At 67.2% G+C, this 18360-nt stretch carries 17 protein-coding genes and 1 riboswitch; of the genes, 10 read left to right on the top strand and 7 right to left on the bottom strand.

What is annotated here, in order from left to right; all coding sequences use genetic code 11:
• Window positions 1-44: 44 nt before the first annotated feature.
• Both NQ204_RS08035 and ettA read right to left on the bottom strand, forming a co-directional pair.
• A complete protein-coding gene (locus NQ204_RS08035) occupies window positions 45-1361 on the bottom strand; it encodes an NCS2 family permease (protein ID WP_079220602.1) in 1317 nt (438 codons plus the stop codon).
• Between the two features lie 89 nt (window positions 1362-1450).
• On the bottom strand, window positions 1451-3115 hold the full coding sequence (gene ettA / locus NQ204_RS08030; protein WP_079220603.1) for an energy-dependent translational throttle protein EttA: 1665 nt from the start codon (window positions 3113-3115) through the stop codon (window positions 1451-1453).
• A 254-nt stretch (window positions 3116-3369) separates the two neighbouring features.
• Between ettA and NQ204_RS08025 the strand changes: the two genes are divergently transcribed.
• The 5 genes from NQ204_RS08025 to ribD all read left to right on the top strand — a co-directional run bounded on the left by NQ204_RS08025 (window position 3370) and on the right by ribD (window position 7612).
• A complete protein-coding gene (locus tag NQ204_RS08025; RefSeq protein ID WP_108767700.1) occupies window positions 3370-3849 on the top strand; it encodes an RcnB family protein in 480 nt (159 codons plus the stop codon).
• 189 nt (window positions 3850-4038) lie between these two features.
• Window positions 4039-5292, top strand: coding sequence for a serine hydroxymethyltransferase (gene glyA / locus NQ204_RS08020; RefSeq protein WP_256643539.1), 1254 nt, complete (start codon window positions 4039-4041; stop codon window positions 5290-5292).
• A gap of 69 nt (window positions 5293-5361) precedes the next feature.
• Window positions 5362-5796, top strand: coding sequence for a hypothetical protein (locus tag NQ204_RS08015; protein WP_256643538.1), 435 nt, complete (start codon window positions 5362-5364; stop codon window positions 5794-5796).
• Between the two features lie 96 nt (window positions 5797-5892).
• Window positions 5893-6414, top strand: a complete 522-nt coding sequence (gene nrdR, locus NQ204_RS08010) for a transcriptional regulator NrdR (RefSeq protein WP_108767702.1) — start codon at window positions 5893-5895, stop codon at window positions 6412-6414.
• A 79-nt stretch (window positions 6415-6493) separates the two neighbouring features.
• Window positions 6494-7612, top strand: a complete 1119-nt coding sequence (ribD, locus tag NQ204_RS08005) for a bifunctional diaminohydroxyphosphoribosylaminopyrimidine deaminase/5-amino-6-(5-phosphoribosylamino)uracil reductase RibD (protein ID WP_488192349.1) — start codon at window positions 6494-6496, stop codon at window positions 7610-7612.
• A gap of 116 nt (window positions 7613-7728) precedes the next feature.
• On the opposite strand, the gene NQ204_RS08000 is transcribed toward ribD, so the two are convergent.
• Window positions 7729-8622 carry a hypothetical protein gene (locus tag NQ204_RS08000; RefSeq protein ID WP_256643537.1) on the bottom strand — a complete coding sequence of 298 codons (894 nt, stop codon included), beginning with the start codon at window positions 8620-8622 and terminating at the stop codon, window positions 7729-7731.
• Between the two features lie 146 nt (window positions 8623-8768).
• Window positions 8769-9392, bottom strand: a complete 624-nt coding sequence (locus NQ204_RS07995; RefSeq protein WP_116862608.1) for an outer membrane beta-barrel protein — start codon at window positions 9390-9392, stop codon at window positions 8769-8771.
• A gap of 223 nt (window positions 9393-9615) precedes the next feature.
• Window positions 9616-9761: riboswitch (FMN riboswitch) on the top strand.
• Window positions 9762-9838: 77 nt separating this feature from the next.
• On the opposite strand from NQ204_RS07995, the gene NQ204_RS07990 reads away from it, so the two are divergent.
• From NQ204_RS07990 to thiL, 5 genes are all read left to right on the top strand, one after another.
• On the top strand, window positions 9839-10441 hold the full coding sequence (locus NQ204_RS07990; RefSeq protein WP_256643536.1) for a riboflavin synthase: 603 nt from the start codon (window positions 9839-9841) through the stop codon (window positions 10439-10441).
• Entirely contained in the window at window positions 10438-11538 is a 1101-nt protein-coding gene (gene ribB, locus NQ204_RS07985; protein ID WP_256643535.1) for a 3,4-dihydroxy-2-butanone-4-phosphate synthase, read from the top strand. Before NQ204_RS07990 ends, ribB begins: the two co-directional genes overlap by 4 nt.
• 197 nt (window positions 11539-11735) lie before the next feature.
• Window positions 11736-12203 carry a 6,7-dimethyl-8-ribityllumazine synthase gene (gene ribH / locus NQ204_RS07980; RefSeq protein WP_079220615.1) on the top strand — a complete coding sequence of 156 codons (468 nt, stop codon included), beginning with the start codon at window positions 11736-11738 and terminating at the stop codon, window positions 12201-12203.
• Window positions 12200-12679 carry a transcription antitermination factor NusB gene (gene nusB / locus NQ204_RS07975; RefSeq protein ID WP_116862605.1) on the top strand — a complete coding sequence of 160 codons (480 nt, stop codon included), beginning with the start codon at window positions 12200-12202 and terminating at the stop codon, window positions 12677-12679. The genes ribH and nusB overlap by 4 nt, the downstream gene beginning before the upstream one ends.
• A gap of 125 nt (window positions 12680-12804) precedes the next feature.
• Window positions 12805-13770 carry a thiamine-phosphate kinase gene (gene thiL, locus NQ204_RS07970; protein WP_116862604.1) on the top strand — a complete coding sequence of 322 codons (966 nt, stop codon included), beginning with the start codon at window positions 12805-12807 and terminating at the stop codon, window positions 13768-13770.
• 10 nt (window positions 13771-13780) lie between these two features.
• Here thiL and NQ204_RS07965 read toward each other — a convergent pair whose 3' ends face one another.
• The 3 genes from NQ204_RS07965 to NQ204_RS07955 all read right to left on the bottom strand — a co-directional run bounded on the left by NQ204_RS07965 (window position 13781) and on the right by NQ204_RS07955 (window position 18166).
• The gene (locus NQ204_RS07965) at window positions 13781-16771 is read right to left on the bottom strand and encodes an ATP-binding protein (RefSeq protein ID WP_256643534.1); all 2991 of its coding nucleotides are present in this window, start codon (window positions 16769-16771) and stop codon (window positions 13781-13783) included.
• 99 nt (window positions 16772-16870) lie between these two features.
• Complete coding sequence (locus tag NQ204_RS07960; RefSeq protein ID WP_116862602.1) at window positions 16871-17593, bottom strand: fimbrial biogenesis chaperone; 723 nt, start codon at window positions 17591-17593, stop codon at window positions 16871-16873.
• A gap of 60 nt (window positions 17594-17653) precedes the next feature.
• The gene (locus NQ204_RS07955) at window positions 17654-18166 is read right to left on the bottom strand and encodes a fimbrial protein (protein WP_256643533.1); all 513 of its coding nucleotides are present in this window, start codon (window positions 18164-18166) and stop codon (window positions 17654-17656) included.
• Window positions 18167-18360 lie beyond the last annotated feature (194 nt).

The following is an 18360-nucleotide window of genomic DNA, read 5'->3' as shown; positions in this document are numbered from 1 at the left end:
CGGTAGCGCCGGGCCATGCCCGGCGAGCGCGCAGCGCGGTCGCCTTACTCCAACGCGTAACGCAGCACGAACAGCGTCGCCACCAGCCACACCGCCGGGTGCACCTCGCGCCAGCGGCCGGTGCCGGCCTTCAGCGCGGCATAGGCGATGAAGCCGAATGCCAGGCCATTGGCGATGGAATAGGTGAACGGCATCGCCAGCGCACACAGCGCGGCCGGCACCGATTCGGTCAGGTCGCTCCAGTCCACTTCCACCAGTTCGCGCAGCATCAGGCCGGCCACGAACAGCAACGCTGGCGAGGTGGCATAGGCGGGCACCATCGCTGCCAGCGGCGAGAACAGCAGCGCGGCCAGGAACAGCGCCGACACCACCAGTGCGGTCAGGCCGGTACGGCCGCCCACCTGCACGCCGGAGGCGCTTTCGGCGAAGGCGGTGGTGCTGCTGGTGCCCAGCAGCGAACCGGCCACGATGGCGGTGCTGTCGGCCAGCAGCGCACGGCCGAAGCGCTTCTGCGCGCCCGGCAGTTTCAGCAGGCCGGCACGACCGACCACGCCGTACAGCGTGCCGGTGGCATCGAACACCTCCACCAGCACGAACACCAGCACCACCTGCAGCAGCACCGCGATCGGCGCGCCGCCGTCGTGGTGCAGCAGGCCGGGCAGGTCCAGCTGAAGGAAGGTCGGTGCCAGGCTCGGCGGCAGCGAGACCAGGCCGTGGTACTGCACGTCACCCAGCGCCCAGCCGGCGCCGGTGACGGCGAGGATGCCGATCAGGATCGCACCGCGTACGCGGCGGGCTTCCAGCACCGCGATCAGCAGGAAGCCACCGAGCGCCAGCAGCGGCGGTGCCGTGTTCAGCGGGCCCAGCGCCACCAGGGTGTCTTCGTTGCCGACGATCACCCCGGATTTCTGCAGCGCGATGATCGCCAGGAACAGGCCGATGCCGGCCACGATGGCCGAGCGCAGCGACGACGGAATGCCGGCCACCAGCCACGCGCGCACGCCGGTCAGCGACAGCACCAGGAACACCAGGCCGGAGATGAACACCGCGCCCAGCGCCTGCTGCCACGGCAGGCCGGCCGCGCCCACTACCGTAAAAGCGAAGAACGCATTCAAGCCCATGCCCGGCGCCATGCCTACCGGAAAATTGGCTGCCAGTGCCATCACTGCCGAACCCAGCGCGGCGGCCAGGCAGGTGGCGACGAACACTGCGCCGGCATCCATGCCCGTGGTGCCCAGGATTTCCGGGTTGACGAAGACGATGTAGGACATCGTCAGGAAGGTGGTGACACCGGCCAGCAGCTCGGTGCGCACGGTGGTGCCGTGCTGCTGCAGCTGAAACAGGCGTTCGAACAGGGACATGGGGGATCTCACAACAATTGGGCGTCACCACCAACGGTGGTGACCTGCCGAAAGAGAAAGGCCGCGCGAGCGCGGCCTTTCCGGTTGCCTTATTTCAGCGCCTTGAAGCGCAGGCGCTTCGGCGCGGCGTCGTCGCCCATGCGGCGGCGCTTGTCTTCTTCGTACTCGCGATAGTTGCCCTGGAAGAACTCCACGTGCGAATCACCTTCGAACGCCAGGATGTGGGTCGCGATGCGATCCAGGAACCAGCGGTCATGCGAAATGACGAAGGTGTTGCCCGGGAACTCCAGCAGCGCATCTTCCAGCGCACGCAGGGTTTCGATGTCCAGATCGTTGGACGGTTCGTCCAGCAGCAGCACGTTGCCACCCTGCAGCAGGGTCTTGGCCATGTGCAGGCGGCCACGCTCACCACCGGACAGCGAACCGACCATCTTCTGCTGGTCCTGGCCCTTGAAGTTGAAGCGGCCGATGTAGGCGCGCGACTGGATCTCGATGCCGTTGATGTTGAGGATGTCCAGGCCGCCCGCGATTTCCTGGAAGACGTTGTGGTTGCCTTCCAGCGCGTCGCGGCTCTGGTCCACGTAGGACAGCTTCACGGTCGGGCCGACCACGATCTCGCCGGTATCCGGCTTTTCCTGGCCGGTGATCATCTTGAACAGGGTCGACTTACCGGCACCGTTCGGGCCGATGATGCCGACGATGGCGCCGGCCGGCACCAGGAAGCTCAGGTTGTCGAACAGCAGGCGGTCGCCGAACTTCTTCGAGACGTTCTTGAACTCCATCACCGCGTTGCCCAGGCGCTCGCCCGGCGGGATGAAGATTTCATTGGTCTCGTTGCGCTTCTGGTAATCGACCGACTGCAGCTCTTCCAGGCGGGCCAGACGGGCCTTGCCCTTGGTACGGCCACCCTTGGCGTTCTGGCGCGACCATTCCAGTTCCTTCTGGATCGCCTTCTGGCGGGCCTTTTCCTGGTTGTCTTCCTGCTTCAGGCGCTCATCCTTCTGGGTCAGCCAGTCGGTGTAGTTGCCCTTCCACGGAATGCCGCGGCCGCGGTCCAGTTCCAGGATCCACTCGGCGGCGTTGTCCAGGAAGTAGCGGTCATGGGTGACCGCCACGACGGTGCCGGTGTAGCGCGCCAGGAACTGTTCCAGCCATTCCACCGACTCGGCGTCGAGGTGGTTGGTCGGTTCGTCGAGCAGCAGCATGTCCGGCTTCTGCAGCAGCAGGCGGCACAGTGCTACGCGGCGCTTTTCACCACCGGACAGCTTGCCGACCACGGCATCCCACGGCGGCAGGCGCAGCGCATCGGCGGCCACGTCCAGCTGGTTTTCCAGGGTGTGCGCGTCGCCAGCGGCGAGGATCGCCTCCAGGCGCTCCTGTTCCTTGGCCAGCGCGTCGAAGTCGGCGCCTTCCTCGGCATAGGCCGTGTAGACCGCGTCCAGCGCAGCCTGGGCCTGCAGCACTTCGCCCACGCCTTCTTCTACCGCTTCACGCACGGTCTTGGTCGGGTCCAGTTCCGGTTCCTGCGCCAGGTAGCCGACCTTGATGCCGGCCTGCGGGCGGGCTTCGCCCTCGAAATCGGTGTCCACGCCGGCCATGATCTTCAGCACGGTGGACTTGCCAGCGCCGTTCAGGCCCAGCAGGCCGATCTTCGCGCCCGGGAAGAAGGACAGCGAGATGTCCTTGATGATCTGCCGCTTGGGCGGGACCACCTTGGACACGCGGTTCATGGTGTAGATGTATTGCGAGGACATGAGGTCTCCGTAGGGGCGCGGCCCTGCACCCGTCCGTCAGCGGGAAGATCCCGGACGACAGCGGGCACAGACTGAATGGAATACCGCCAATTATAGCCGGAACCGGTTCGCGGCCGCGCCTGCCGGGGCCCCGTGGGGCTGGCCGAAGGCTGAATACTGAGTTGAACGCGTCAGCGGGAAGCGTTTCCAGCCGGAAACGGTTCAGATCGGTTGCGCAATATGGACATCACCATCCACTTCAACAGAGGTCTGTCATGCGCATCACCCTTATCGTGGCCGGGGCCATGGCCTCTGTGCTGGCGCTGGGCGCAGTCACCCCGGCCTTTGCCGACAACGACCACCGTGACCGCCGCGAGTGGCGCGAAGACCGCCGCGATGATCGTCGCGAGTACCGCCACGACGTCCGCGAGGCGCGCCGCGACTATGAACGCGACCGCCGCGATGCGCGCCGTGACTGGCGCCGCGACCATGACCGCCGCTACTACCATCCGGCACCGCCGCCGCCGCGCGTGGTCTACCGCCCCGGCTATCGCCCGGGCCCGGGCTACGGCTGGCAGGTCGGCCACCGCTACCGCGATTACTACCGCGGCCCGGTCTACGTGGTGAACGACTACCCGCGCTACCATCTGCGCCGCCCGCCCTACGGCCACCAGTGGATCCGGGATGATCGCGGCAACATGCTGCTGGTGGCCATCGCCACCGGCGTCATCGCCCAGTACGTGCTCAGCCGCTGAGCCGGCAACGGGGTCGGATCCCTTCCCGCAGGGAAGGGATCCAAGCCCAGGCCCACCGGCAAAACCATACGGGGCCGGATCTCCTCCACGGGGATCCGGCCCCGTCCCTTTCGGCCCCGGCAGGCCGCCACGGGGCTACAATCAGGGGCTGTGCCGTACCCCCCTTTTCCCTGCCTGCCGGAGTAACCGATGTTCCCGCGTGACGTCCGCATCGAAACCTACGATCCCGAACTGGCCAAGGCCATCGCCGCCGAAACCCAGCGTCAGGAAGACCACGTCGAGCTGATCGCCAGCGAGAACTACACCAGCCCGGCCGTGATGGAGGCCCAGGGCAGCCAGCTGACCAACAAGTACGCCGAAGGCTACCCGGGCAAGCGCTACTACGGTGGCTGCGAATACGTCGACATCGCCGAGCAGCTGGCGATCGACCGCCTGAAGCAGCTGTTTGGCGCGGACTACGCCAACGTGCAGCCGCACAGCGGTTCGCAGGCCAACCAGGCCGTGTACTTCGCCCTGCTGCAGCCGGGTGACACCATCCTCGGCATGAGCCTGGCCCACGGCGGCCACCTCACCCACGGTGCCAAGGTCAACGCCTCGGGCAAGCTGTTCAACGCCGTGCAGTACGGCGTCAACGACCAGGGCCTGATCGATTACGACGAAGTCGAGCGCCTGGCCCTGGAGCACAAGCCGAAGATGGTCGTGGCTGGTTTCTCGGCCTATTCGCAGGTGATCGACTGGGCGCGCTTCCGCGCCATCGCCGACAAGGTCGGTGCCTACCTGTTCGTCGACATGGCCCACGTGGCCGGCCTGGTCGCCGCTGGTGTCTACCCGAGCCCGCTGGAACATGCCCACGTGGTCACCTCGACCACCCACAAGACCCTGCGCGGCCCGCGCGGCGGCATCATCGTCGCCAAGGGCGCCGACGAAGACCTGGTCAAGAAGCTGCAGTCGGTGGTGTTCCCGGGCATCCAGGGCGGCCCGCTGATGCACGTCATCGCCGCCAAGGCCGTGGCCTTCAAGGAAGCGCTGGAGCCGGGCTTCACCGCCTACCAGCAGCAGGTGGTGAAGAACGCCCAGGCGATGGCCAACACGCTCATCGCGCGTGGCTACAAGATCGTCTCCGGCGGCACCCAGAACCACCTGATGCTGGTCGACATGATCGGCAAGGACGTGTCCGGCAAGGACGCGGAAGCCGCGCTGGGCAAGGCCCACATCACCGTCAACAAGAACTCGGTGCCGAACGACCCGCGTTCGCCGTTTGTGACCTCGGGCCTGCGCTTGGGCACCCCGGCCGTGACCACCCGTGGTTACGTCGAACAGGACTGCATGGACCTGGCCAACTGGATCGCCGACGTGCTCGACGCCCCGGCCGATGACGCCGTCATCGCCCGCGTGCGCGACGCCGTCAGCGCGCAGTGCCGCAAGTACCCGGTCTACGGTTGATCGGGGAGTGGGGTCGGATCCCTTCCCGCAGGGAAGGGCTCTGACCCCAGCACCCAGGAAGCGACGCACATGGATGAGCGCCTGCACAAACGCCTGCACCTCGCACTGGTCCTGTTGTTTGGCCTGCCCGGCCTGCTGCTGGGCGGCACCGTGGCCCTTGTCGGCGTGTACTCCGGCCTGATGCAGGAAACCCGCCTGCTGAGCCGGTTGCTGCTGGTCTGCTGGGGCGTTGCCGGGGCACTGGGCATCGTCGTCTGGGTGCGCATCGGCGCCGATTTCCTGCTGCAGGGCCGATTGGGCATGCAGGTCATGGGCCGGGTCTGGTGGGCCCTGCTGCTGCTCGGCGCCTTCGCGGCCATTCCCGCCGTTGTGCTGGGCGTGGTGGTCGGGCTGACCGGACGCGCGCAGGGCTTTGCGCTGTTGCTGTACGGCCCGCCGCTGCTGCTGCCGGCTGCGCATCTGGCGTGGCTGCGCTGGCGGCAACCCCTTGCCGCACAAGGCTGAGCGCCGCCCGTATTTGCTGCAATAGCCCTTCTCAGGTACCTTTGCGACGCTGTCATGACGATGACAGATTGGTATTCCCCCTGAGCCAGGCGTTCCATGTATTGCCCCTTCTGCCAGCATGCCGATACACGGGTCATCGATTCGCGCGTCTCCGAAGACGGCGCGACGATCCGCCGTCGGCGTGAGTGCGAGGCCTGCAACGAACGTTTCAGCACCCTGGAAACGGTCGAGCTGAAGCTGCCGGCCATCGTCAAGAGTGATGGCACCCGCGAAGCCTTCGACCAGCGCAAGGTGCGCGCCGGCTTCGACCGCGCGCTGCAGAAGCGCGCCGTGCCCGAAGAGAAGATCGAAGCCGCCGTCCGCGCGGTCGTCCATCAGCTGCGCATCAGCGGTGAACGCGAAGTGCCCTCGATCAAGGTCGGCGAGTTCGTGATGAACGAACTGCGCAAGCTCGACCACGTCGGCTACGTGCGCTTCGCTTCGGTCTACCGCAGCTTCGAGGACGTGGCCGATTTCCGCGAGGAGATCGAGAAGCTGGAACGCGACCTGCCGTCCAGCACCGAACAGCTGCAGCTGCTGGGCGATGTCATCGCCCTGACCAAGAAAAAGAAGGGCTGACCCCCGGGTAGACGCCAACCTTGGTTGGCGCCGATGGCCCATCCATGGGTGGGTGCCAACCGTTGGTTGGCACGATGGCATGGATCCCCACCAGCGGCGTTACCATGGCCGCATGACCACGCCGTTCACCGTCCTCGACCACCTGCACATGGCCAACGCGCTGCGTCTGGCCGAACGTGCTGCCTACACCACCCGCCCCAATCCCATGGTCGGCTGCGTGATCGCCCATGGCGAACGCGTGGTCGGGCAGGGCTGGCACCAGCGTGCCGGCGGCCCGCATGCCGAAGTCTTCGCCCTGCGCGAGGCCGGCAGCGAAGCGCGGGGTGCCACCGCTTACGTGACCCTTGAACCCTGCGCGCATTTCGGCCGCACGCCACCGTGCGCGCTGGCGCTGATCGAAGCCGGTGTGTCGCGCGTCGTTGCGGCGCTGCGCGATCCGTTCCCGAAGGTCGACGGCGGTGGTTTCGACCTGCTGCGCGACGCGGGCATCGAGGTGTGCGAAGGCCTGATGGCGGCGCAGGCGCGCGAACTCAACAAGGGTTTCTTGTCGCGCGTGGAGCGCAACCGCCCGTGGCTGCGGGTGAAGCTGGCCGTCAGCCTGGACGGTCGCACGGCGATGGCCGATGGCAGCTCGAAGTGGATCACCGGCGCGGCGGCGCGCGAAGACGTGCAGCACTGGCGTGCGCGTGCCGGCGCGATCCTCACCGGTGCCGATACGGTACTGGCCGACGATCCGATGCTGACCGTACGCCTGGCCGACACCGAGGTGATGCCGCCGCTGCGTGTGGTGCTTGATTCCCGCCTGCGCTCGCTGGAATGCAGCCGCGTGCGCGAGGGAGGAGCGCCGACGTTGTATGTGCACGATGCCGCGGTGAGCGCACCGGATGCGGCCGATGCCGAATTCGCCAGCGTGCCGAGTATCGATGGTCGCCTGGATCTGGGCGCGGTGCTGGCACTGCTGGCCGAGCGCGGCATCAACGAAGTGCATACCGAAGCCGGTGCCACCCTGGCCGGCGCGCTGCTGCGTGGCGGCTGGGTGGATGAGCTGCTGCTGTACCAGGCGCCGACGCTGCTGGGGGATACCGGCCGCCCGCTGCTGGCTGGCCTCGGTATTGAAGCGATGGACCAGCAGCGCCGCCTGCGCGTGGTCGACCAGCGCCAGGTGGGCGACGACCTGCGGTTGCTGCTGCGCGCGTGATGCGGTGAAAGTCATCCACGCGTGGCGTGGATCTACCGTGCTCTGGTAGACGCCAACCTTGGTTGGCGCCTTGGCCTGCATCCACGCTGACGTGGATGCAGCTTGCCGTCACCGCCTCACGCGCACTCGTCGGTCCACATCATCTGCGCGATCGGGCGCAGGGCCTTGCATTCCTGCGTCATCTCGTCGGCCGACTTCACCTGCGCCTTGGCCTTCAGCTCGTCGGCCATCGCGTCCACGCCGCTGATCTGCTCCGGTGCGATCTTCGCCACGCAGCTGCGGTGCTGCTGCAGCAGCAGGTCGCAGCCCGGCACGCCGGTCACCTTCGGTGCGCTGGCCGCTTCGGCATCTTCCATCCACAGCTGGAACGGCGCGATGGATTCCAGCACCGCGGTGACCAGCTCATCGAAGCTGCCACTGAACCAGTACGCCTGCTCGGCGCCGGAGTACAGCTTCTGGCTGCCCTTCACCGTGCGCTGCGTGCCGCTCTTCAGCGCCTGCGTGTAGGCCTCGATGAAGCGCGTGCGGCTGGCCGGGTCTTCACTGGTCATGCTGTCGGTGAACAGCGGGCGCACGCTGGCCAGGTCCACCACCTTGCAGGTGAAATCGACCGTGGCGATCTTCTGGTCATCCACGTACTCGTTGTCTTCGATGCTGCTGCCGGTGGCGCGGCAGGTCGATGCCTTCAGCACCTTGGCGTACAGCGCTTCGGTCGCGGCCGCATCGGGCGTCCCGCCGACGCTGGCCTGCAGCGCCATCCACGGTTCGGCCAGCGCCTTGGCCAGTGCGCCCGGCGTGGGCGTCACCGCGTCCTTGCCATCGTGCGCGCTGCGCATGGCGTCGTTGAGCGTGCGTGCGGCAGCCGCATCGTCTTCAATCAGCACGCGCGCGTACAGGTCCAGCGTCTGTTCCGGCGTCAGTGCCGTCGCGGCGGTGGCGAACATAGGGGCGCACAGCAGGGGGGCACCCAGCAGGGCGCTGGCGAGCAGGGTGCGAAGGGGAGTCTTCATGACGGTGTTCCGTTTCCAGTGGGGTAGTGCACAGGCGCGAAAACCTAGCGCATCTGCACGCAGGTTCGATGGCAGGCCGTGCGCGCGCCCATGAAAAAACGGGCCCCTTGCGGAGCCCGTTCGATTACACGACGAGGATCGAGCAATCAGAAGCTGGCGCGGACGCCGGCCGAGAACTGGGTGACGTCGCGGTAGCCGGAGACCTCGCCCACCAGACCCCAAGTCTTGGTGAAGTTAACCTGGCCACCGAGGGTGCCGACCCAGGTGCCTTCGAAATTGTTGCCGCCATCCATGTAACCGGCCTTGATCCAGGCTTCGGTCATGCGCGAGGGCTTGCCACGCAGGCCCATGGTGGCGCGCACCAGGTTGGTGTGGTCCTTGAAGGTTTCATCAGCGAAACCGTCCAGGCGGTCGGTGACCTTGGCCTGCTGACGCACCCAGGCGATGTCGGCGGTGTAGTCGACGCGGTCGCTGAAGGGCATGTGGTAGCCGATGCCCAGCTCCGGCTGGTTCAGTTCCAGCTTCACCGAACCGTCGGAGTAGTGATAAGTCTTGCTGCCGTAGTTCCAGCCACCGAACACGTGCACCTGCTCGGCAAGGGCCACCGAACCGCGCACGTAGCCGCCGTCCAGCTTGGGATCGTTGAGGCCGTCGTCAGTGATCTTGGCCTGGGTCCAGCCACCTTCGACGTAGGTGTAGCTGAGGGCGTCGGCCGAGGCCGAGAACGGTGCGGCGGCCAGCAGAGCGGCCACGATCAGGATCTTGCGCATGGGAATTCCTGTGAATTGCAGTCCATTGGCGGGCCACCCTGTTGGCAGTCCGTGGCGACCTCATGTCGTCCGAGGCTTGAGTTTAATGAAACTTTTACAGATTACGAGCGACTTACGTCACAGCTGGCGCTCGGTTCAGCTGGGGGTCGGATCCGTGCAGGGCAGCGACCCGACCCCGTTCAGTCCGGGCTGGTACACTGGACAAGCCGGTTCGCCGGTACACAAACGTCTTCAGGGCGGGGTGCGATTCCCCACCGGCGGTAGGTGCGCAAGCACGAGCCCGCGAGCGCCCCGGCCCATGGCCGGGGGTCAGCAGATCCGGTCCAATGCCGGAGCCGACGGTCATAGTCCGGATGAAAGAAGACGGTGCCACAGGGCCTTTGCGGCCCTGCGCCCGCCTGTTTGCCTTGCGGCGTTTTTCGCTCACTTTCCGCGGAGAACGTTTCTTGTTTACTGGAATCATCGAAGGCGTCGGCCGTCTGGCCGCACGCGAAGCCATCGGCGGCGATGTCCGCTTCACCTTCAACGTCGGCAACCTGCCATTCGACCACGTGCAGATGGGCGAGAGCATCGCCATCAACGGTGTCTGCCTCACCGTCATCGCATTCGACGCCAGCAGCTTGCAGGCCGATGCGTCCACCGAGACCCTCGGCCTGACCACGCTCGGGCAGCTGGCTGAAGGGGCGGTCATCAACCTTGAACGCGCCATGCGCCCGACCGACCGCCTTGGCGGCCATCTGGTCAGCGGCCACGTCGATGGCCTCGGCCAGGTCCTGTCCATCCACGAAGATGCACGTGCCCAGCGCTGGCGATTCGCCGCGCCGGCCGCACTGCGCCGCTACATCGCCAAGAAGGGCTCGATCTGCGTGGACGGCGTCAGCCTCACCGTCAACGAAGTGGACGACGAAGGTTTCGAAGTCGCCCTCATCCCGCACACCGTGGCCAACACCGCTTTCTCCGCCACCGGCGTGGGCAGCGCGATCAATCTTGAAATCGACCTGGTCGCCCGGTATGTCGAGCGGTTGTTGGGTGAAGGAGCCCGCGCATGAATTTCGCCCCGATCCCCGAGATCCTCGAAGACATCCGCCAGGGCCGCATGGTCGTCATCGTCGATGACGAAGACCGCGAGAACGAAGGCGACCTGATCATGGCCGCCGAGCTGGTAAAGCCGTCGGACATCAACTTCATGGTTACTCACGGCCGTGGCCTGGTGTGCCTGCCGCTGACCCGCACCCGCGCCGCCGATCTCGGCCTGGCGCCGATGGTGCAGGCCAATACCGCGCAGTTCCAGACCAATTTCACCGTCAGCATCGAGGCGGCCGAAGGCGTGACCACGGGCATTTCCGCCCACGACCGCGCCCACACCATCCGCACCGCGGTGAAGCCGAACGCCAGGCCGGCCGACCTGCACCAGCCGGGCCACATCTTCCCGCTGATCGCCCAGCCGGGCGGCGTGCTGACCCGCGCCGGCCACACCGAGGCCGGCGTCGACCTGGCCATGCTGGCCGGGCTGGAACCGGCCGGCGTGCTGGTGGAGATCCTCAACCCCGACGGCAGCATGGCGCGCCGCCCGGAACTGGAAGTGTTCGCCCGCGAGCACGGCCTGAAGATGGGCTCCATCGCCGACCTGATCGCCTACCGCCTGGCCACCGAAAAGACCGTCGAGCGCGTGGACGAGCGCGACATCGACACCGAATTCGGCCCGTTCAAGCTGGTCACCTATCGCGACCGCATCGCCCACGATCTGCATTTCGCCTTGGTCCGTGGCACCCCGGCGGCCGACACCCCGACCCTGGTGCGCGTGCAGGTGGAAAACCCGCTGGCCGACCTGCTGCACTGGCGCCGCGATGATTTCGGCGTGGCCGCCACCGATGCCCTGCGCGCGATTGCCGCCGAAGGGGCGGGCGTGATGGTGGTGCTGTCGGCCCCGCGCGACGGCGAGGCCCTGCTGGCCCGCCTGCGCCAGCAGCCGGCGCCGGTGGTGCCGGGCAAGGACAAGGACGTGGGCCAGTGGCGTCGCAACGGTGCCGGCTCGCAGATCCTGTCCGACCTCGGCCTGGGCAAGCTGCGCGTGCTGGGCACCCCCCGCCGCCAGGTGGGCCTGGCCGGCTACGGCCTGGAAGTGGTGGAGACGGTGGGCTGCTGAGGCCCGCGCCCCGGCCATGAGGCCCCTGTAGAGCCGAGCCATGCTCGGCTTGCGCGCGCAGCGCGGAGGGCAGTCCGGCGGCAGAGAGCAGCCGAGCATGGCTCGGCTCTACAGAAGGCCCCTTGAAGGCCCCCGCCGGTCACGGCCGGGGCCCATCCACGGTAGAATCACCCCCTTATCGAACCCCCAAGCCGCATATGAGCCACTACGAAGGCGATCTTCGCACCCCCGAGTCGGCGCGCTTTGCCATCCTGGCCAGCCGCTGGAACGCCCGCATCACCGATACCCTGGTTGCTGGCGCCCGCCAGAGCCTGGCCGGCAACGGCATTGCCGAAGCCAACATCGACGTGATCCGCGTGCCGGGTGCCTGGGAACTGCCGCTGGTCGCCGCGCGCCTGGCCGCTGCCCATGAACACGCCGCCATCCTCACCCTGGGCTGCGTCATCCGTGGCGATACCCGCCACTACGAACACGTCGCCGACCGCTGCGCCGAAGGCCTGATGCGCGTGCAGCTGGATTTCGGCGTGCCGGTGCTGAACGGCGTGCTGGCGGTGGAACGGGCCGAGGATGCCGAGGCCCGTGCCGGTGGCAGCCACGGCAACAAGGGTGAAGAAGTCGCAATCGCTGCATTGGAAATGGTCAACCTGCTGGAGCAACTGCCATGAACAAGAACACCCAGGGCAAGCCCTCCGGTAAACCTGTCCGCCGTGATGGCATCGACCCGGTGCTGCGCTCGCGCGCCCGCCGTCGTGCCGTGCAGGCGCTGTACGCCTGGCAGATCTCCGGCGGCAACGCACAGTCGCTGATCGCCCAGTTCGCCCACGAGCAGGCCCGCGAAATCGCCGATCTGGCGTATTTCGAAGCGCTGGTGCACGGCGTGCTGGACAACCGCCGCGACATCGACGAAGCCCTCGGCCCTTACCTGGACCGTGGCATCGAAGAAGTGGACGCCATCGAACGCGCCGTGCTGCGCCTGGCCGGCTACGAGCTGCGCTACCGCCTGGACGTGCCGTACCGCGTGGTCATCAACGAAGCCATCGAATCGGCCAAGCGCTTCGGTTCCGAGCATGGCCACACCTACGTCAACGGCGTGCTGGATCGTGCCGCCGTCGAATGGCGCAAGGTCGAATCGGGTCACTGACCCGGTTTCTGTAGAGCCGAGCCATGCTCGGCTCACCGTGCAGCGCACGGTTGCGTCCGGCAGTGCGTCGCGTGATCGAACTGCAGCCGAGCATGGCTCGGCTCTACAAGAAAGCAGAACGCCCCATGTCCCTGGCCGAATTCGCCCTCATCGACCGCATCCGCGCCCGCACCAGCGAGCGCGACGACATCCTGCTCGGCATCGGCGATGACGCTGCACTGCTGCAGCCGCGCCCGAACGAACAGCTGGTGGTCACCGCCGATACGCTCAACAGCGGCGTGCATTTCCCGACCGAAACCCCGGCGTTCGACATTGGCTGGAAGACCCTGGCGGTCAACCTGTCCGACCTCGCCGCGATGGGCGCGCGCCCGGCATGGTGCACGCTGGCGCTCTCGCTGCCGGACACCAGCGAAGAGTGGATCGACGCTTTTGCCGAAGGCTTCTTCGCCCTGGCTGACCAGCACGACATCGCGCTGATCGGTGGCGACACCACGCGGGGTCCGCTGTCGCTGACTGTGACCGCGATGGGCCAGGTCGGCCGCGGCCAGGCCCTGCGCCGCGACCGCGCGCAGGTCGGCGACGATGTCTGGGTGAGTGGCACGATCGGTGATGCCGCCGGTGCGCTGAAGCTGTGGCAGCAGGGCGCGCTGGACGTGGCCACGGCCACCTTGCTGGGTGATTACGAGACCCTGCGCCTGCGGCTGCTGCGTCCCACCCCGCGCGTCACCCTCGGCCTGCGCCTGCGTGCCTTCGCGCATGCTGCCGTGGATCTGTCCGATGGCCTGGTGGCTGACCTGGGCCACATCGCAGCGCGCAGTGGCGTGGCCGCGCAGATCGATGCCGACGTGCTGCCGATCTCGCCGGAGCTGCGTGGCCTGCTGGGCCGCGACGGTGCCCGCGAGTGCGCGCTGCGCGGTGGTGATGACTACGAACTGTGCTTCACCGCCGCCGCCGACCAGCGCGATGCGCTGCTGTACCTTTCTGAGTCGCTGGATGTGCCGCTGACCCGCGTCGGCCGCATCACCGAAGGGCAGGGCGTGCAGGTGGATGGTGAAGCCGCCAGCGGCGGTTACCAGCACTTCGCCGGTTGAGTGCGCGGGCTCATGCCTGCTGCGCGGCGGCATGACGCTCGATGCTCGCCGCGATCATTCCGATAGCCTCAATGATGATCGCCTTCGACGTCGCATCTGTCGCGCCGATGCTGCGCAGGGCCTGCTCGGCCTGTTGGCAGCTGCGCGCCGCCTGGGTCTCTCCCAGAAATGCCAGCGCGCCGGCGAAGCTGTGCAGCTGATCGATCATGGCCGGTGCATCGGCACTGTCCAGCGCCTGGGTCAGCGCCGCGTAGTCGCGATGCGCGGTCTGCAGGAACGCCTCGCGCATCTGCCGCTGAACCGCCGCGCTCACCACCGGAGGTAAAGGTGGCTGTGCCGAGCGATCGAGGTCGAATCCATGCAATGCGGCCTCCAGCGAAGGCAGGTCGAGCGGCTTCAGCAGCAGCGTGGACATGTCGGCCTCGCGGACGCGTCGCGCATCCTCGGGCATCGCATTGGCGGTAAGCGCCACGATCGGAATGGAAGGGTTGTCAGCACGCAGTTTCCGGGCAAGCCCGTATCCGTCCAGGCCCGGCATGTTCAGATCGGTCAGCACGATATCGAACCGGCCTTCGCGCCAGCGCTGCAACGCCTCATCGCCGTCGGCCGCGAGGGTGACCTGCCAACCCAGCGCGTGCAGCTGCCCCAGTGTCACATCACGGCTGATCACGCTGTCATCCACCAGCAAGGCGTGGCCACGCGGGGAATGCGCACGCTCGACAGGCGCCGGCCGTGGCGGCGTGCCTGCCACGGCGGTGGTCCGGCGTGCCGGAATGTCCAGGTGGAAAACGCTGCCGGTACCCGGGGTGCTGCGCACGCCGAGGATGCCGCCGAGCAGTTCGGCGAAGCGCTGGCACAAGGCCAGCCCCAGGCCGCTGCCGCCGTGCTGCCGTGCCGATCCGGCACCGACCTGCACGAACGGCTTGAACAGCTTGTCCTGCGCCTCGGCATCGATGCCCGGGCCGGTATCGCGCACCTCCACGTGCAGCCACTCAGTGCCATCGGGCCGCAGCGAGGCATCAACGCTGACCGCCACCTCTCCGGATGCCGTGAACTTCACCGCATTGCCCACCAGGTTGTTGATCACCTGCGCCAAGCGGCCTGCGTCGGCCACGTAGGCCGGTCCCAGTGCATCGCCGGTGTGCAGCTCCAGGCGCAGGCCCTTCGCGGTGGCCTGTGGTTCGAACAGCGTCGCGGTCTGCTGCAGCAACACACGCGGGTCGAAAGGCGCCGGTTCCAGCGTCATCAGCCCGGCTTCGATACGGGAAAGATCCAAGGTGTCGTTCACCAGCCCCTGAAGCACATCAGCCGCGCTGCGCGCGCGCGTGACATGCGTATGCGACGCCGCCGGCATGGTCTGGCGGGCAAGCAGTTCAAGGTGGCCGAGCACGCCGCTCAGAGGCGTGCGTATTTCATGGCTGATCATCGCCACGAAGGCGGTCTTGGCCTGGTCCGCAGCCTCGGCATCGTGCTGGGCTTGTTCGGCATGCCGGCGTGCATCCAGCAGGCGCTGCTGGGTTTCCTTCTGCGCGGTCACATCGGTTACCGCGCAGACCCAGATCGCCCGCCGCTGGTAGCGCGAGGCGGCCACGATGGATTGCAGATAGCGCGATGGACCGCGCTCATCCGCGGACGGCGCCTCGAACAGCTGCCCGTGCACCTGGCCGTCAACGCGTTGCACCAGGCGGCCGACCAGCGCGTCCATCAGGTTGCCGGTGGTGTCGCCGATCAGCTGCTCCAGTGCCTGGTTGTGCAGGATCACCTGCCCGCTCTGCTGGTCAAGCAGGCACAGGCCGACCGGCGACGTTTCGATCAGCGTGCGGCTCAACGCTTCGCTTTCATGTACCCGTGCTGCTTCCTCCAGCGCCGGCCGCAGCACGCGCCGGTCCACCAGCAGCAACAGCGTCCACAGCGCGGCCAGCAGGCCGGCCAGGGCCAGCCCGCCGCCGAGCAGATAGATCCGCTGTGCCGCCCAGATGTCGCTCCAGCGGTAGAGCCGCAGCAGTGTCCAGTCGATGCCTTGCAAGGGTGTGGATACCACGAAGGCGCGGCCATCAGGCAGCGACACCGCCCTGCGCTGGGTGGAGGGCGCGGCCTGCGGTGCAGGCGCGGGAATGGTGCCTTCTGCAACGCTGCGCAGGACATCGTTTCCCTGCCGGTCAAGCACTTCCCAGGTGCCCGGGCTGGCCTCCTCCAACCGCTCGCGCAGGCCCTGGAGAGGTTCAAAGGTCAGCCGGTTGATGAAGGGGATACCGTTGCTGCGCAGGCGCATCTGGGTAACCAGTGCATCCTCGCCGGTGAAAGGATTGCGGCCAAAGTAGGCGCGCAGCCGGCCGCTGGCCAGTTGCAGTTCGGAGTCCGCCCCCGCCGACCGCCAGCCTTCATCGGCGACCTGGGTGAGCCTTGCCAATGCCTGCTCACGGCTCTGTACCTTCATGAGCCGCAGCAGCTGTGCTTCATCATGCAGCCCGGCAATCGCAAACAGGCGCCCTTCCGGTTCGAAGGCGAAGGAGATCAGTGAGGTGGGCGAATCCTGCGCCGCTACGGTTGCGGCCATGTACGCCGAATAGGTCTGCACCATGCCCAGATACGCGGCCTCCGCCCGGGGCGGAAGGTGGCCACCGCGCGGGGACAACGCCAGCCAAGGGACGGACAGGGCACCGGGTGCCACCACCCCGGTCTGGCCATCCTGCGCTGAAAAGCGGGCAGCAACAGGCGTGCCGCCCGCCACCAGCGCGGCCTGCTGGGTGGCCCATAACGTGGCGTTGGTGTTCAAGCTGGCCACGTAGGCCCGCCTGCGCTCGCCGATGTAGCGATCCACCGTCTGCTGGCCGCGTCGCAGCGCCTCGCGCTCGTTGAGGTGCACGGTCTCCAGCCGCAGCCACAATGCCGCGCAACCTGCGGCCAGCAGCAGCACGGTCAGGGTGGCGCCGCCCCCGAACAGCAGCCGGCGCTGCAACCGTTGCAGGGTGGCAAGCACGGAACCCGAGGGTGACGCCATGGCGCGAACCTGCGAAGTGAGGCTGTAGTCGGCAGCGTGCCGCGTCGGCCACCCTCAGTGCAAGTCGTTGCCGACGCGGTGCGTAAGCGCAGCTTGCGCCTATCCCCCAACGCGCGCTTCGGCGTCGCGGGGTGTGCCGTAATCATCCAGCCACTTGAACGCCACGGTTTCCGGCATCGCGGCGCCCTCCGGCAACGCATAACGCACCTGTGCACCCGGCGCGATCATGTCCACCTCCACGTTGCGGCCATCGGCCAGGGTCAACGAACTCAAGGTCACGTGGTACGCGCTGGGGTTCCGTACCTGCAGGGTATCGCCATCGGCAGACCATTGCAGCGTGGCCGCCGCATCCCGTGCGTTGCCCGGCAGCCCGGTCGGGCGATAAAACAGCTTCACCCGGGTGCGCACCGCGAACTGCAGCAGATTCTTGCCGGCCGCATCACTGGGCTTGGGCGGAATATCCAGCAAGTTGAAGTAGAACAGCGACTCGCGGTTGGCCGGCAGCGGCGCCTCGGACGGACGCGGTGCATAGGTGAGGCGATACGCCTGGCCCTGCTTGGGCTGCAGGAGGCGTGGCTCGGCCGGTGTCAGCCGGAACGGCGTGCGTACGTTCTCCGGACGCGACTGGCTGTCGCCGTCGTCGATCCAGACCTGGGTCATCGCTGGCAGCTCGCCCACGTTGGTGGCCTTGACCGTTACGTCGCGGCCCTTGCTGGCATCGTGCACGATACGCGTGCCCTGCAGCGTCACCGCAGCCGATGCCGGCAGCGCCGCCGACACCGCCAGCAGAGCGTGTATCCACGTCCTGGCACGGAGTTTCATGGTCGACCTCGTTGATAAGTGCAGGCCAGCACCACGTGGCACTGGCCTGCTGGAAGCGGGTTACTTGTAGAGCACGATGAAGTCACCCGAGGCATTGGCGGTGCCCGCCTGCGCGTTCTGGCCCGGGGAGGCATACCACGCGCTGTAGTCCAGCTGGCCGCTGCCACCAGCGGCGATGGTCACCCACACGGCCGGGTCCTCACCGATCTTCTGCTGGTTGCCCGCAGCGTCGTACAGGGCCACGCCAACATTGGCTGCAGAAGACGCCGCCGTCAGTGCCAGGTTACCGGTGCTGCCATCGGGCGTGCCGCCGAAGCGCACGCCCACATCCTGCGATGCACCCGAGCCGGAGCAGTCCAGGGCAATGGTGAAGTTCTTCTGGCCGGCACGGGTGCTGGCGTTGACCGAAGCCAGATCGACCTTGCCCATCGGCACGGTGATGGTGCCGCCGGTGGAGCCCACCGAACAGGTGGAGGTCATCAGTTCGCCGGTGATCTCCAGCGTTTCGGCAGACACCGACGGCGCGACGATGGCGAAGACGGAAAGGGACAGCAGGCGGAGCGTCAGGGACATGACAGTTCTCGGTTGTGGAATGAAGGCACGCAGTGGCCGCCCACGGCAGCCAGCGCGTCCAGTTTCGATGCGCGCGCCAGGCCACGGAATGCAACAAGTTGCAAAAGCGCGTTGACGTTCGCGAACTGCAATTAATCCGATAGGAAGTGACGGCGCCGCTGCCTAGACTGCGCGGCCTCGATCAGTTTCAGAAG

It is taken from the genome of Stenotrophomonas testudinis (assembly GCF_024499815.1).
Classification (GTDB): Bacteria; Pseudomonadota; Gammaproteobacteria; order Xanthomonadales; family Xanthomonadaceae; genus Stenotrophomonas.
The sequence above is the reverse complement of the archived record's forward strand: the minus strand, read 5'-3'. Positions and strand labels throughout refer to the sequence as shown.